The following is a 14735-nucleotide window of genomic DNA, read 5'->3' on the forward strand; positions in this document are numbered from 1 at the left end:
CTGTTGATACGCAAGTAGGTAGTGTAGCGGGCTACCACCGCATGTGTGGCACTACCGCGAAGACAGCCGCAACCAGACCTATAACGATATCCGATTTTATGATTAATTTTTGATGTGTATATATTTTATTAAATATAATTAGATATTTCTGGCGCAGTAGGGGGTAACCTGAAACATGCTATCGCGGACAGATTGTTGACATGTTATCTAAGATGATACGCTAAGAACTTTGACGCCTCCACTGACCAATACTTCAATATTCCCATTCATCGAGTCTTCTGACCAATACTGTCTAGCTTTAAGAGATAGTTCAATATCACTCATGCTTTGAGAACACTCCCACAAAGGTTGGTCTCCTGTAATAAAAATATTTGATGTGTTTATCGGCTCGACTATTAAAATTCGGTAATCAGGAGCATCATTCAAAATAAAGTTGGCCCACTCTTTAATATCATGTTCTGATTGGGCTAAATAGATACAGCTTATTCTTGACGGCCTTTTGGAGAAAAATTTCTTTCTTATGGATTCGAACGCTATCTCTCTTCGTTTAAAGTATTTATATTTTTCCCTTTGTTTTGTTACGGTCAGTTTGTCATCTATTGAATAACCACTATTGTTAAGAACTGTGTCGATGTGGATGTTTGTTTTGTTTGGGCCGTGTGCGTAATCAATGAGTTCTATTATTTTATTATAATAATTATTATATCCTTCAAATGTAATAATTTCGCCAACGCTCCATTGGGTAACATCGGGAGATAGAATATTTATATGATAATATGTATTTTTCAAGATAAGCTCTCTAATGAAGATAGTGGATTTAAAGATGCTGCACTCTTCAAAATGCTTAGGAACGAAATGCGCATACCTCATCGTCTCGCGGTGTTAGTGTGCTCTAATAAAATACGCTGTAGCACCAAAATATTGCCCGATTCATCATAAAATCACTTCATCAAATAGCTATTTCCCGCCACTGGTCAACAATTTTTCTCGCCCCACACGTACAATTTCCGCGTGCAGTTCGACGATCTTCCCTGCGTGAGCATGTAGTGCGTTCACAACCCGCCAAAATCTATCTGGCTGCTCAAACTCCCATTCAGGAGGCACCGTACTTAATTGTGGATTATGTGTCGGGAAGGTTTCATCAGCAATAAGGCCGTAATATATATCTACCTCTGACCAAAGTTCCTTTTTAATTCTCTCTAGTTCAGGAGTAATGAACTCGCGCTCCGGTATGTTCCACTTGAAGTAAAACTCACGAATCGGCTCAAGTTCCAATTCTCGGAACGAAAATCCAGCCATGTTTGTTCGATTTAAGAAACCAATAACGCCATCAGAGCGAAGCAGAGTCGTGAGTTCACTCCATAGGGCGCTGTCATGCCTTTTTGCCGGATCATCGGCCGACTTGAATTGAGGGTAGTGCCCGAAGAAGACTTTTTCATCCTTTGCTAAGTCATTGCAAATGTCATCCCAGAAAAGCACATCGACCTTAAAATCATAGGCCTTGCTGCGTTTCTGCGAAATGTCCCTTACTGATTTTTGAAGCTTCGCATCTCTTGGGGCTGTCGTGACAATGTAGAGCCGATCCAGCTTCGGTGTGAATTTTTCAGCATTTTCTATCTCAATCTTGACAACATCTAAATCCAATTCGCCTGTTGTGTTTTTGCATTGAAGTCCGATGTGACGTTCATCATCGTCATGTCCCCAAATATCAACACCATTCTGCTTCTGCCCCTGTCTTCCATTACGGTAGAAATCTGTTGAGTTCCAACGCAATTTTGCTGCGGATAGGGTAATTTCTTCAAATTCTTCCCACGACTTTGGCGTAGGTACTTTGGACGACGAGATTGTAGGCATATTAGCTCATAAAAGTTTCTTTTTATTTTACCTTCATATCACGAATGAACGAAGATTTGAACGTGCCTGGCAAAAAAATATGTCCGTCATGCTACGTATCGAACCTCTCCGCGAGTTCCGTCCCTAGTGGGTTTCCATCGTTCTCTCGCTCCGCTATGGGCCGCCCCCTGAGTTTGTCTCCTTGACGGTCCCGTCCGTACGCTTCTTGGCTACCGGGCGATGAACTCAGGAAAGATGGTGACAACAATGCCAATCGCACAGAATAGCCGAAAGACTGTGTTTCAAAATCTAGGAATCCTGTATTCAGCTTGAACAGCACACCCTTTTCGTCAGGAGAAAGGTTACTCAATTCGCTTCCCGTTCTCCATAGCTGCGCTGTGATTATCCGCTGACCGATAACCAGATGTGCAGCGTAATTCTGTCCACCTTTGCGGATGCGCCGCATGAAAGCCGTTCGCAGCGGTGCGCTTATATTTCTACCGCAGTCGTGCTGGCTGAGCTTTCTTTGCAAAGAAGGATTCCAGGCTTTCATGGTGACGCAAATCCGCGTGCACGATGACGGCAAGCGCGGAAAAACAAAGCACATGATTCGCCTGCACTACGCCAGTCAGATCAACGGTGTGGGGGCTAACGAAATCGTGCAGTTGAACTCATACGATGGCCCCAACAGTCATCAGATGCTGGCCGGAATGTTCCGTTTATGTCCCTCACTGCATAGACGGAGCGAATGCGCAGGAATAGATACTGGTCTTCACATTGTGGTCTGCCAGCAGATATGCAGCGATGGTCTGCACCAGTTGAAAGCCTGAATCTCAACGCGACAGGGGCAGTCAGCAGCCTTTGCCACTTCTTTTGCTGCTGCATCCCTGAATCGCTAGGAGTTATCACCATGAACGCCGTTACCCAAACCGAAACCCGCGCATAGGCCGTCGGTCATAGGCTCGGTGGGAAGCAAAATTGGGTACGGCAGTGACCATGTCCGATGTTAACGCAAACTATTGCTGAGAGTTCAAAGTGTCAGGCTGTGCATTCGTTAAAGAATTTGCCTCTTTTTCTCGTTGCCACTGACGACGTATCCGATTCGCTTGGCGACGCTCACGCAACCTATCAAAACCACTAAACACATCTACTTTTGTGCGTTTTTGGCCTTTGGCAACTGGATTCCAGTTTTCCTCAATTTTCTTGATGGATTTTACGATCTCAATTAATGGGTCATCTCCGAGACGGCTTATTCCTTCATGGTCGGCCATATTCAATGTGTATGAATTTTTCTGACGTTGTTGGCTAGACGCATCGCGTTTCCAGATAATGTCAACTTGGTAGGAGTTTCCCTTCAGTAGCTCGAATTCAGACAAGTAACTCATAATGCCTTGACCGGGTTTGAGGACACTGATTTTCTGAAAAGGGATCTCGATCTGCTCTCCGTGTGCTTCCTTATTTTTCAGCGGAGGATCAAAAGCGATAGAGATGTCGTACGCTGTCGCATTACCAGTGTTGTCGATGTGAATGTCAAAATGCTGCATTGACCACCGATTGGGGGTGAGTGTAACGACAACATGCGGTTGAGATGAGGCTTCGACCATCCTTGTTGTTTCATGCGCTAGAGTTTTGGTTACGCGCCATAGAAAAAAAGTCGCGACAGCGGTAACTATTGTCCCTAGCGCACCGCCAATCGCAATAACCGTATTAACCAAAGATGGTATACCTTCCATTAAATTGCCTCTGAATTATCTGGTGACGTATCGCCTCGCGGCAGTTTGACGCGATCTACTAAAAATTATGGGCGTGGTCGGTGCGATGTGTGTTCCACTTACGGCCATTCTTGATGGATTGTAAATAAAATATAATCAATTCGCTCAGGGCTGATAAATTATTTTTTCGTGTAAGCGTAAAGGAATAATTAATTTGGCAGGGAGGTGTGATGTTTGAATGCAAAGGATTGCTGAAGGGGGATCTGAGGTGCAAAAGCGGTAACGAGTCGGGGCAAATATCCCTGCTTGATCTGGCATTAACGCTGACTGCCCAGAATACCGAGGCTGAGTTGTGTGACTGGCTTTTGTCCACGGTGGCATCCTACTGGCGGCCCCTGGGAGCGATACTTGGGCTGGTTAATGGCAGTGGCAGGCAACTCTTGTGTCAAGGTCAGGCGGCAGATGAACCCGTTGTGATGGAACTTGATGTGGATGATTTCAGTCACCCATTGGCCTATGCCCTGCATGAGAAGAAGGCACACGTCTGGTCATCGTTGAATGGTGGTGCGAGTATTGAGCACTTGGCCTTTCAACAGATGCTGTCGGAGCTGGGAGCTGCGTGTGGGCTGTATGCCATACCGATGTTATCGGATAGCGGCCCTGTGCAGGGAACACTGGCGCTGCTGGATACACCAGAGCGTTTACAACAATGGCACGACAGTGGAGAAGCCAGAAAGCTGGTTCAGATATTCTGCAACCAACTGGTGCTTTTGCGCCAGCGATCGGGAGGGCTGCATCAGCAGTCAATGCTTAGCGCTTCTGTCAAACGCGCTCGGGATGAGGTGTATCAGCAGGTACTGATAAAACGCATACAGGATGCACTGATCGGTCAGTCGTCATATATGAGGGCGTTGCAACAGAAGATCGGACAAGCGGCTGAGCATACGTTGTCGGTGCTGATTCTGGGCGAAACCGGTACAGGCAAGGATGTGGTGGCCCACCTGCTGCATCAATGTTCGATCAGGGGAGATGCGCCCTTTGTGGCGATTAACTGTGCTGCGATCCCCGAGAGTCTGATCGAAAGTGAGTTGTTCGGTTACCAGAAAGGGGCGTTTTCTGATGCTCTGAGCGACAAGGTTGGTCTGGTGGCGCAGGCCCATGGCGGCACGCTGTTTCTGGACGAGATCGGAGATATGCCGCTTGCCATGCAGGCCAAGTTATTGCGGGTGCTGGAGACCAAGTGTTTTCGCCCTCTCGGCGCAGAGCAGGAAGCACATTCGGATTTCCGGCTAATTGCCGCCACACATCATTCGTTGAAAAAGCGCATATCAGACGGTGCGTTTCGCCAGGATCTGTACCACCGACTATGCCAGTGTGTATTGCATGTAGCGCCACTGCGCGAACGTGTAGAGGATATTCCGCTACTGTGCCGTCACTTCACCACACTCTGTTGCAGACGGGAGCAGAAAGCACCCGTGACGCTGGAGCAGTCATTCCTGCGTCAGTTAATGCAGTATGCCTTTCCTGGCAATGTGCGGGAACTGCGCAACCTTCTGGAGGTTGCTTGTGCTTACACCTCATCCGGCCAGCAGATCTCTATGCAGTCACTTCCGCCCGAGGCGCAGAAACGGCTAACAAGTGGACTGGCTCAGGGAGAGGATTTTCAGCACATAGCGGATTTACGTCTCGCAGTACGTGTACGGGAGGCCACCATCCTGCAAGCGAGGCTACGGCAGTTCGGTGGCGATCGTCAGGCTGCCGCAGACAGTCTGAATATACCCAAGCGTACGTTCAATCGTAAATGTCTCAGGCAGGGGATCAGTTATTGACGGTATTGTGTCAATGAGTTTTGAGAACGATATGTGCAGCGCTGCGCCGGATTGCATGATTAAGTTGGCTCGTTCTCCAGAAGCGTTAAGTATGGATTATTGGGTGGTTGCTCCGAGAAGACGCTCGACGGGTCTGTGAGTAAGTAACCGTGCAACCGCCGAGTCTTTCTTGGCCCCGTCACCTGGCATGTCCAGATGTTCAGGCCGCTGGGCTGCTTTCGATGCGCCTGGTGCTTTTCGAAGCGCTTTTGAATCCACTGCCAATCCTGTAATCCCTCTTGTTTTGCCTGGGTGGCAAGTGTCGGGTGCTCCTGCGCATAGCGCTGGAAAATCCCAGGACTGACAAGATAGACCGTATCGCTCACGGTATGCACCATCGCTTTGGCGTCGTTGATGATGAGTTTGCGTGATTGAACTCCTTCCCTCAACCAGGCGATGAAGTGTTCGCTCGAAAGCAGTTTGGCAGGCTCAGGTTGGGATGGCGTATCCGAGGCCTGTGGCGGTATGGGCTCATCCGTGTCATCAGGTGGTGAGGTGGTGGGTTGTGCAGTGCTCGACTCACTGGAGGATGCTGCTGTGCTGGGGTCTTCGGCTGGCATCAGCATTGCGAGCATGTCTTCCATGACATCGTGTGGCGCAGTGGGGGACGGTGCTGTTGCAAGAGCGAGTGTGGGGTGAGCGGGAGAGGCAGAGACGGCGGGTTCGGATGTGGGAGGCATCGCGTCGCTGCTATCGGGGGAACTGGTATCGATCGTCACCGTTCCTGTGAAAGGATCTGGACGTTCTGACGCCTCCCAGATTAATGCCGGAGAGAGTTTCAACAGCGTGAAACTGTGTGACCAGCCGGATGCGCTGCTGATGGTGGCTTTCCAGATGGCCTTGCCATCCTGGGTTGGCTGCAGTACGCCATGCTCCTGCAACACGTTGAACACAGCCGTGTTATTGGATGGAATGCCTTCGATCCCCTGTGCCAGCAGATGGGCACGCAATTTGTCAGAGACGGTCTTGCTGACCAACCAAAGCGTATCCTCGGTCAGCCAGCCATCCGAAGCCTGGGGCTGGTTGATTTTCAATTCTTCCTTGAGCAGGTAACGCAGCCCGTCGAGTAACTTGCGCTGTAGCGCCTGCTTGGGAGCCGCCAGGATGATGCGGTTGGGATTTCCACCCAGTTCCTGCGCTACCGAAGCGCGATCGGCCTGAATGACGAGTTCGCCCAGCATGCCAGCGTGTTCGTATTGGCCTGCGAGCACATACAGCAGCGAAGTCCAGAGGGCAGGGTAGCTGCTGAGCCAGTCGAGGATGTGGTTATCGAGTATTTGCCGATAGAGCAGGCCAGTGGCAGCGCCATGAAGGCGATATTCACGGTCATCCCGGTAGCGAAAGCGGTAGGGTTGTGTCAGCGGCCCGTACCAGGGGTGCCAGAGGCTACCGTCTTCGTGCTCGATGTGCAGATCAACGGCAATCTTGCCGATGTCGTGGAGCAGTGCGGCATAAGCGATGGCCGCTGTCCAGGCTTCTGATTGCGCGGCTTGATCTTCGGGAGGCGCGCCTGCAGGCAGCAGGTGGGACTGCCGCAGTTTTAATGCAAAGGCGACGATCTCAAGTCCGTGATCGAGCATGCCGCCATGGTGAGCATGATGATGCGTTTCCGAGGCGGGAAACAACTGTACCAGCTCTGCGTAGCGCTCCAGAGGCCTGCGGTAAAGAGTGATGAATTGCTTGCGAGAGAGTGAGGTGCGCTGCCAGATGTGTTCCAGCAGCTTTTGCCGACGAGGTGTGGCCAGCAAAGACGTTGCGGGTTCTGGCTGGAGCAGCCCCTTTTCTGGCACGACAGGAGCAGGCTGGTGTGGCGTGGGCTTTTTTCGCTGGAACAGAGTAAACATGGTGATGCCTCAAGTGCGGGGTAAACGAGCCTTTTCCTTTTCTGGGTAGAGCCTTTCCCCTTGACCCCATTCCATTGCCTTTTATCGGTTTTACCCTTGTTGGAGCCTTTTGATATAGCGCTGTTTGTCTGTGCCATCGAGTATCAATGCGGCAGGGGGGAATTCTTTTTGTGTTGGGGGAATGGATGTCTATATGGAAATATGAAGGTGTTGTGTTGCAGATGCGTCGCCGTGTAATTATTTTGGCCTGAATCAATAGCAGTTCTTGCTTTGGGAGAAGAGCGGTTTGGTAGATTTAAATGGAAATAAAAATGACGAAAGATGTTGAGCGCGATATCAGTCGTATCAGGCAGGAGTTGACAGGTTCAGAATTGGATCTGGTGCAGCAGAAAGCACGGACCCTGAAATATTATGTGCGGGGTATTTATAACGATTTAGTGAAATGGAAGTTTACACGCCAATGTGAACAAGAAAAATCACAGCGCAATCTTGAAGTGGCGCTTTGTGTAATTGGTTTCATTGGAGTAATGCTGGCAATTTTCCGCTCAGCGGGAAGCGATATCGATTGGGTACGAGAACATACCCTGTCATTCCGATTGTGGGGTGTTGCCTTGTGTGCCATTTTCGTTGGCGTATCGCTGGAACGATCGTCTTTGGTGAGTTCTCTGTGGCGTTTTACTGTCACGAAGGTGTTGCTATCAATTGTACTGTCGGGGCTGGTGATCTATGCACGCGGTCAGGCAGGTATCTATGTCAATGATGTGTTTCATGTTGATGCGTCGGCTTTACCTATTACCCTGTTGTTTACAATCGGTCTTATGGTATTCAAATTGCTTTTGCCGTTTATAATCGTTGTGGCTGTGGCTGTGGCTGTGGCTGTGGCTGTGGCTGTGGCTGTGGCTGTGGCTATGTTTTTGGTTAATTTTTTACTTCTGGGGGCTTGGGTCAAAAATAAGTTTAATGGCGGAGATTCAGATTTGCCATTTCTTTACCCCGCTCTTTGCGTGTTTGTTTCATCCGTCCTTCTTTATCATGGATGGTTATGGCCCAGCGATCAATTGAGCGATACCCGAGTGTCTGAAAAAATCTATCTGCTGGCTCATGCTCTGGATTTTAATGATTCGCATCAATGTGCGAATGTACCTGCGGATCGGCCAGTGGTTTTTCTTGGTAATGCTCAGGACGCAGTGTTAGTTGCTCCGTATCAATTGGAAGACTTTGACTTTGCCACTTTCTTTGAGGCTTCGGTAAATGTTCCCCACCAATTTATGCGGATGCGATGTGAATATAAACCGGCACAAACGTTTCCAGAATGATGGTGATTGGCATATCTTGTCTCTGATAGTTTAAAATCGCACTGTCAGAGCAATAAGTGGGGCAGACGATCTCCGGTAGTTAGCTATTTGATGTATGGTATTTCTGCTCTAAGCTAAGTAGACAAGGCGATTTCTGTAACCACATCGCGTATCAATCGCTGTAAGGTGGGCTTTCGGTATAAGCGGGTAACGCAGGTATATGATGACCATGAATAGCACGAGCCATAACAGTATTGCTGAACGCTTTGGCCGTTGGCTCGGCAGAGGCTGGCATGGTTACGTGCGTTGTGAACGCAAAGTATCGAACTGGTTGGTATCCAAGGATGTGCCACAGCTTGCTGCCTTCGCGTTTTTGTGGGCAATCAAACTGGTTGTGCTTGGCGTACTGGCATATTTCGTCTTTTGGTTGGCATTGTTGATTGTGTTTGCTGTTGTTACTGGTTGGGCTGTTGGACAAGGTACGTCAGAAGATGATTTTGAATTAGGCTTCCCTGCGACGTTGGATGAGCTTCGCGAAATGCCAGGGTACGATCCTAATCTGCACAACGATACATCTCACGAGATGTATCGCGATGGTGATTGATCCGGCTTAAATCCTACCTGAGTTTTTTGGAGACTGTACCAGCCCCCTTTCCGCCAGCATTACCAGCATCCTTTGTGCCCGCTGAAAAACTATTTGCGATTGTCCCCGCCCGAATGCCCGCCCAGGCCAGCGCACCGACCCAGAATGCCGGGAGCACAATGAACATCGAGCCCATAACGAAGTTCAGCAACATGTCGCCGAAGGTATTGTGCATGCCTACAAGCGGATCAACATTGTTGTGTGGCCGATTCCAGCCCCATCCCCATCCGTAAAGCGCATCGAGGATCGTACTGTCGAGCCAGCGTGCAAGCTGGAACCAGAAATCCACAAAGAACAGCGCAAATTGCACGATGCTGAGCGTGACAACGGTCTTCAGGTCGTAGGTGCCGACCAGGAGCACCAGAGGGATACAGATCACCAGTGCCATCTTCAAGAGTGCAAGCACCATCGGCAGTGCCTGGCGTACGACGTCCAATGCCGGGAATGCGGCGATCCCTCCAATGGTCATGCCGATGTCGCCTGCAGCACGTGTGACGATATTTGGTAAGGTTTTGTCGATTTGACCGCCATAGTCTGTGTAGACATTGCCTTGGTTGAGTTTTTGCTGTCGGGGAGAAGCAAGCGCCCTGATGACGGAGTCATCTACCTCTGCACGGCTGATAAATCCCGCCCAGTTGGCGATGCGGCTGAGTAGGCTGGGGTCGACCTGTGCCAGCAGGCGTGCGCGCAAGCCGTTGCCACCATCGTTCCACCACTGTCGGCAACTTGGGTAGCCCGCACCGCTTGGCACCTGAGCCAGTCCAGCGTCACGATTGCTGTCGTAAGCCCAGCCCTCACGTGGTGTCTTGGCGCGGTAGGTGTCATAGAAGCCGCCGGTGCTGACAAAATAGGTCGAGCCGATCCAGGTCACGTCGTGCATTTGTGCTTCATCAAGATCAGGACGGCTCATGAACAGTTTGGCGCGTGCAGGGCCGTAGCAGTCGTGGGTAAAGTCTGCGACTTCCTGAGCCAGTAGGGGATCATCAATACGGGTGGCATTGATCTCCATCCGCATTTGTCGCAGGTCGGTGCCGCATGGGATAGCCGCCACCGAGGCACCCGTGATCGCGCGTGAGAGCGTATGCATGAAGGCCCACCAGACTGGCACTTTTGCACTCTGGTTGTTGAGGGTGCTGAATGATTGCGACCAGCCCGTGTCTTCGGGCTGGGGCACGCTGATCTGGCATTGTGCCGAACGCGCCTGATCGTACCTGATCGTGTCGAGGTCAACATCAATGAACGGAATACCGGCGAACATCACCACCACGATTGCCACCCATACCCGGTTTTCAATGCGCATTGAAGACAGTACGCCCTTGTTGCCTTCGTCGGCACCCTCGGTACGGGATCTCAGCCATTCGTCGATGATGATGGCTATGAAGGGGAGGACGAACACGCCGCTGGCAACCAGTACAGCCCAAATACCGTTGTGGACGACCCAGCTCACTAGGGTCAGGTAATACTCCAGATAATCGGTAGTGAAAAGCGTCATGGTCATACTCCCTTATACGTCCTGTAGCAACAGGCTGAATTCCAGCACCAGCAGTGCGGCGATACCGGAAATCTCGGCACGAATGAGCCTGCGCCGGGCGTCGGAGCGGGTATCGCGCAGGAGCAGGCGGCGGCGCATCCACAGCCAGCCATAAACGGTGGCACCGTACAGGCACACGCGCCACAACAGGAAATAGCTGGCCGCATCGGCCAGCCAGTGTTCCCAGCCAGCGATGCTGCCAGCGAAGTAGATGCCCAGGACGTTGGCTGTGACGGTGATGATCAGCAACGCCACCGTCCACAGGAGGACTCTGACGGTACGCCAACGGAACAGACGGTGTGATCGCAACCAGGCAAGACTCATGGCGTGTCTCCGGGGTTGGGGCGTTGCAACTGGTCAAGACGGTTAGGTACGGGATCGCCTTCATAAATGCCGCGTGAGCCTGCTGCGCGTGCGCTGTGGCGCTGGATGATGGCCATCGGCGAGTTGTTGGTGAGTTCGCGGCGCAGTTCAAGCTCGGTTTTGAGATTAAGGATCTCGCGGTCAAGCGTGTTGCTTTCCTGATCGACGGCGGCGATTGCCAATTGGTTGGCGGCGACGTTTGGCTCTTTCCTGCCGGTCAGTAGCGTACGTTGCAGCAGCAGGGCTTTTTCCAGTACCGATGCCAGCGCGACTTCGGAGGCCAGACGCCGGGCCAGGATGTCTTGATCAGGTTCGTCACGCAGTGCCTCGATCACGCCACGGGTGATGGGCAGTGAGGTACTGCCAGCCTTGCGAAGGTTCTCGAATGTGGTGCTGCGTGCTCCACTGACCAGTTCTTGCAGCGCTTCCAGTTTGGTGTCGTATTCGTCCTGGATGACCGGGGTCAATCCGACGCCAGGCAAGGTCTCAGTCTTGGTGCAGCCTTCGCAGGTGCGTTGTTCCTGTTCGCCCAGCACACGCGTGGCAAAGTCGATGGCTTGTTGGGGGGATGCCCACGTCTGGCAGGACAGGCTCTGGCAATTTGCCGGGTTGATGGGGGCGGTGTCGGTTACCCCACGGCCATTGACCAGGTTATAGCCTGCACGGGTTACGTCCCCGACGACCTTGATTGAGCGCTGACCTGTACCGCCGGCATTGCTGCCACCCACCCACGGTACGCCGTCGTTACCCCGGTTGTTTTCGGCCAGTTCAATGGCTGAAACAGCGTCGCTGCTGGCGACGGCCTGACGTAGCGCCATGCCTTCGGCGATCTGACTCCAGCCGAGCTGGCCGCCTGCGGTGTCTGCCATTTTTTCAGCCATCGCTCGGCAGGTGAGTTTGGAGCGATCAAAGTCGAGTCGGGCTTGCAGAACGCCATTGGTCAGCAGGTTATAGAGGCCCGGATCGGCCCGCTGGATGATCAGTGCGGGCAACGAGGCGACGGCGCTGGTGGCGTTCTGGATCACGTTGCCCATGATGTTCTGAAAGCCGTTGGTCAGCCCATTGAGCTGATTCTGGATGGTGGTACTGATGTTCATGTCACCGCAGATCAGGTTGCTGTTCCAGCCCACGCCGACACCAATCGAGCGCATGCCGGCCGCACCGCTCATTGATACGGCGTTACCGCCGCCGATGGAGTACATCACTTCATCACCAATGACGGCTCCGCTGTTCTGGAAGCCTCCGTCCTGTGCCAGAGCCAGGCCACTGCTCAGCGTCAGTGCAGCAACCCATAGCGTGGGTTGCCACAGGCGCGGTGCAAGAATTGAAAACGTTTTCGGGTCGAGACGTTTCATCATCATGTCCTCAGTTGAAATCCGCGCTGCCGAGAAAGGTCTGGCCGCGTCTCTGGCAGCAGCTATAAGGTCGCCAGAGTGCCCAGGCGTAGTTGTCTTGCTGTGCCTGAGTGCGTGTTCCGTTGTGTGGGAAGACCGTGCAGGAAGAGGCGGGACGAGGGGCCAATTCTTGCCATTTGCCGGTGGCAGCATCGCTTTCCATCAGTGCGCCTGCCGGCCAGTAACCGTCGCGTGCGTTGGCGAGCAGGGGTTGGTATACGTGCAGTTGCCCTCGGCGGGTCACGATATCGCCCGCCCGCTGGGCGACCACGGCGCTGGCCTTGTAGCTGTCCACCTGGTGCAGGAAACCGCCGCGTGGATAGATGTTGCCCCACAGGTTCAGTACGGTGCGTGCGCCGATCTCGCGCATACCGGGGATCAGCGCCTCGGGGTACACCGCTTCGGGAATGTTGTAGCGCCACGCGATGGTATCGAGTGTGCTCAGCAGGTACGGCATGAAGGCGGTGCCAGCACCATCGCAGATGGTGCCTGATGATGCGGCAAACTGACTGAACACCTGGCCGCCGGGGTGGCCGATCACGTCTGCGTTACGGAAACTGGATAGATTGTTCTCGTTGCCATGGTTGCTGGTGCCGTCACCACCGCTCCGGGCCGTGGTGTTGGTTTGGCTCATGGCGCGTACTTCAAGCCATGGATTTTCCCCGGTGTTAGCGTAGCTCGACACTACGGCGTCGGGGACGTAGTGTCTGACTTTGACGGAGGTTCGAACCGTACATCCGAACTTGGTGCAAAGCAGCCAGTAGCAGATCCCGGTGACCCGGTATTCCAGGCAATCAGGGGATAATGATGAGGAGATGATGGCAGCGGTGTTGAGGGCAAACGAGGAACTGGCTGCCGTGAGCAAAACGGTGGCAAGACTGACGCGCAGGCGGCGGGGGAGTCTCATGGCTGAGCCCTCCTGTATGTGTTGATACGCGCCACTGCTTTGGCGACGTCAGGTTCGCCATAAACCACATAGCGTTGATCGACGATGACGGCCGGAAGGGTGGTAATGCCCAGGCTCCAGGCATCGACAACATCCTGATAGGCCTCGTTGATGCGTTGCTGCAGCGCTGTGCCGCCTTCTCTCAGGCGTTGTTGCACGATGATGGCGGCGCGTGCCGGGTCTTGGGGGAGGCTGGCTGCCAGTTCGGCCTCAATACGTGAGGGGCTGTCCAGTTCGATGAGCCGGGTATTACCCAGGTTCTGAACCGGGTGTCGTGTGTCGCTGACGACAACTACATCTGCGGCCTGCGCCAGCGGGCTCAACAGGGCAGTCAGCATGACGATGGCAAGCGTATGCCACCAGAATGAAGAGGTTGAAGCGGGAGCCAGCATAGTGGAGCACCATGAAATTGATCATGGTGGTAGTCCACTCCAACTGGCCTCAGGAAGCGACAAACAATCAGGACATGGTGATCCCCTGTTTTTGAGAGCGTAAAAAAGTATCGAATCCCTCTGCTCTGAAGGCCACAGACTACCTGGGCGTGTGGCCAATGATGTCAGCAGGCAATTTGGGCTCCTTATCCGAGGCTTGTGGGGCGGAGAGCAGATCCAGCGCTGATAGCAAAGCATCCCCCTGTACTGGACCTGTCAGTAACATGGCGCGGTTGGTCTGCTGGTCGATCAGTCGCAGTGATGGCGTAGCCTGTACGCCTTCCTGGTGTGCCTGTTCGACTTGACGGTGGATCAAGCTGTGGGGCCATTCGCTATCCATGCAGGACCGCATCGTCTGGTTCAATCCGGGGGGCGTGGTATTCGGTGGCAGTCCCTCGCCGTTGCCTCGGGTGTGCTGGTAGATCCAGGTAATCATCTGCCAGTAGGCATCATGACCACCGCTTTTGCCGGCGCACTCTGCCATGCTGGCCTGGTGCGATGCTGCAGGTTCATGCGAACTCAGGATCAGGTGATGCCATTGCAAACGAATATCGTGTTGCTGCGCGACCCAGTGTGCCAACTCAGGGTAGTAATCCTTGCAGTAGGGGCACTCCAGATCTGCGTACAGGATCAGGGTGAAACGGGCATTCGCCGCGCCTTGATGCCATTGAGAAACGGATGGGGCGGGTGGCGAGTTTACACCGCCACTTATTGGATGCGAAGGTCCCTGAGGCAATGGAGCATAGAGACGCCAGATCAGCAGTATCAGGATGGTGAGTATCACTATGGTCGTGGGCCATGCCAGACGGCGAAGTGTTTTGATCTGAAAAATGGTGGCCATTTTTACGGTAGCTCCAGGATGGATAGGGACAGTG

14 protein-coding genes are annotated in these 14735 nt (G+C 52.7%); 4 read left to right on the top strand and 10 right to left on the bottom strand.

The genetic code is table 11. From position 1 onward, the window contains the following. Positions 1-207: 207 nt before the first annotated feature. Positions 208-789 carry a DUF2441 domain-containing protein gene (locus tag KP22_RS17890; protein ID WP_167333807.1) on the bottom strand — a complete coding sequence of 194 codons (582 nt, stop codon included), beginning with the start codon at positions 787-789 and terminating at the stop codon, positions 208-210. Positions 790-957: 168 nt separating this feature from the next. After that, on the bottom strand, positions 958-1854 hold the full coding sequence (locus KP22_RS17895; protein WP_039325531.1) for a hypothetical protein: 897 nt from the start codon (positions 1852-1854) through the stop codon (positions 958-960). Positions 1855-2297: 443 nt separating this feature from the next. Here KP22_RS17895 and KP22_RS17900 point away from each other — a divergent pair, with 443 nt between their 5' ends. After that, a complete protein-coding gene (locus KP22_RS17900) occupies positions 2298-2663 on the top strand; it encodes a DUF932 domain-containing protein (RefSeq protein ID WP_425311592.1) in 366 nt (121 codons plus the stop codon). A 186-nt stretch (positions 2664-2849) separates the two neighbouring features. Here KP22_RS17900 and KP22_RS17905 read toward each other — a convergent pair whose 3' ends face one another. Continuing rightward, complete coding sequence (locus KP22_RS17905; protein ID WP_052012558.1) at positions 2850-3566, bottom strand: hypothetical protein; 717 nt, start codon at positions 3564-3566, stop codon at positions 2850-2852. Positions 3567-3775: 209 nt separating this feature from the next. Between KP22_RS17905 and KP22_RS17910 the strand changes: the two genes are divergently transcribed. After that, a complete protein-coding gene (locus KP22_RS17910) occupies positions 3776-5374 on the top strand; it encodes a sigma-54 interaction domain-containing protein (RefSeq protein WP_081926258.1) in 1599 nt (532 codons plus the stop codon). 59 nt (positions 5375-5433) lie between these two features. Here the strand turns inward: KP22_RS17910 and mobH are convergent, their stop codons facing one another. Continuing rightward, entirely contained in the window at positions 5434-7257 is a 1824-nt protein-coding gene (gene mobH, locus KP22_RS17915) for a MobH family relaxase (RefSeq protein WP_039325533.1), read from the bottom strand. A gap of 311 nt (positions 7258-7568) precedes the next feature. Here mobH and KP22_RS22485 point away from each other — a divergent pair, with 311 nt between their 5' ends. Together KP22_RS22485 and KP22_RS17925 are read left to right on the top strand one after the other, a co-directional pair. Then, positions 7569-8573 (top strand): hypothetical protein, encoded by a 1005-nt coding sequence (locus tag KP22_RS22485; RefSeq protein WP_039325535.1) that lies wholly within the window; start codon positions 7569-7571, stop codon positions 8571-8573. A 199-nt stretch (positions 8574-8772) separates the two neighbouring features. Continuing rightward, positions 8773-9156, top strand: coding sequence for a DUF3742 family protein (locus tag KP22_RS17925; RefSeq protein WP_425311593.1), 384 nt, complete (start codon positions 8773-8775; stop codon positions 9154-9156). 13 nt (positions 9157-9169) lie between these two features. On the opposite strand, the gene KP22_RS17930 is transcribed toward KP22_RS17925, so the two are convergent. The 6 genes from KP22_RS17930 to KP22_RS17955 form a co-directional block, all read right to left on the bottom strand. Further along, the gene (locus KP22_RS17930) at positions 9170-10687 is read right to left on the bottom strand and encodes a conjugal transfer protein TraG N-terminal domain-containing protein (protein WP_039325537.1); all 1518 of its coding nucleotides are present in this window, start codon (positions 10685-10687) and stop codon (positions 9170-9172) included. Between the two features lie 12 nt (positions 10688-10699). Next, positions 10700-11035, bottom strand: a complete 336-nt coding sequence (locus KP22_RS17935) for a hypothetical protein (protein ID WP_425311594.1) — start codon at positions 11033-11035, stop codon at positions 10700-10702. 11 nt (positions 11036-11046) lie between these two features. After that, the gene (locus KP22_RS17940; protein WP_425311595.1) at positions 11047-12450 is read right to left on the bottom strand and encodes an integrating conjugative element protein; all 1404 of its coding nucleotides are present in this window, start codon (positions 12448-12450) and stop codon (positions 11047-11049) included. A 4-nt stretch (positions 12451-12454) separates the two neighbouring features. Then, entirely contained in the window at positions 12455-13390 is a 936-nt protein-coding gene (locus tag KP22_RS17945; protein WP_039325541.1) for a TIGR03756 family integrating conjugative element protein, read from the bottom strand. Further along, complete coding sequence (locus KP22_RS17950; protein WP_039325543.1) at positions 13387-13821, bottom strand: TIGR03757 family integrating conjugative element protein; 435 nt, start codon at positions 13819-13821, stop codon at positions 13387-13389. The genes KP22_RS17945 and KP22_RS17950 overlap by 4 nt, the downstream gene beginning before the upstream one ends. A 139-nt stretch (positions 13822-13960) precedes the next feature. After that, positions 13961-14701, bottom strand: coding sequence for a DsbA family protein (locus KP22_RS17955; RefSeq protein ID WP_039325545.1), 741 nt, complete (start codon positions 14699-14701; stop codon positions 13961-13963). Positions 14702-14735: the final 34 nt, after the last annotated feature.

This window comes from Pectobacterium betavasculorum (genome assembly GCF_000749845.1).
In the GTDB taxonomy this organism is placed as follows: domain Bacteria; phylum Pseudomonadota; class Gammaproteobacteria; order Enterobacterales; family Enterobacteriaceae; genus Pectobacterium; species Pectobacterium betavasculorum.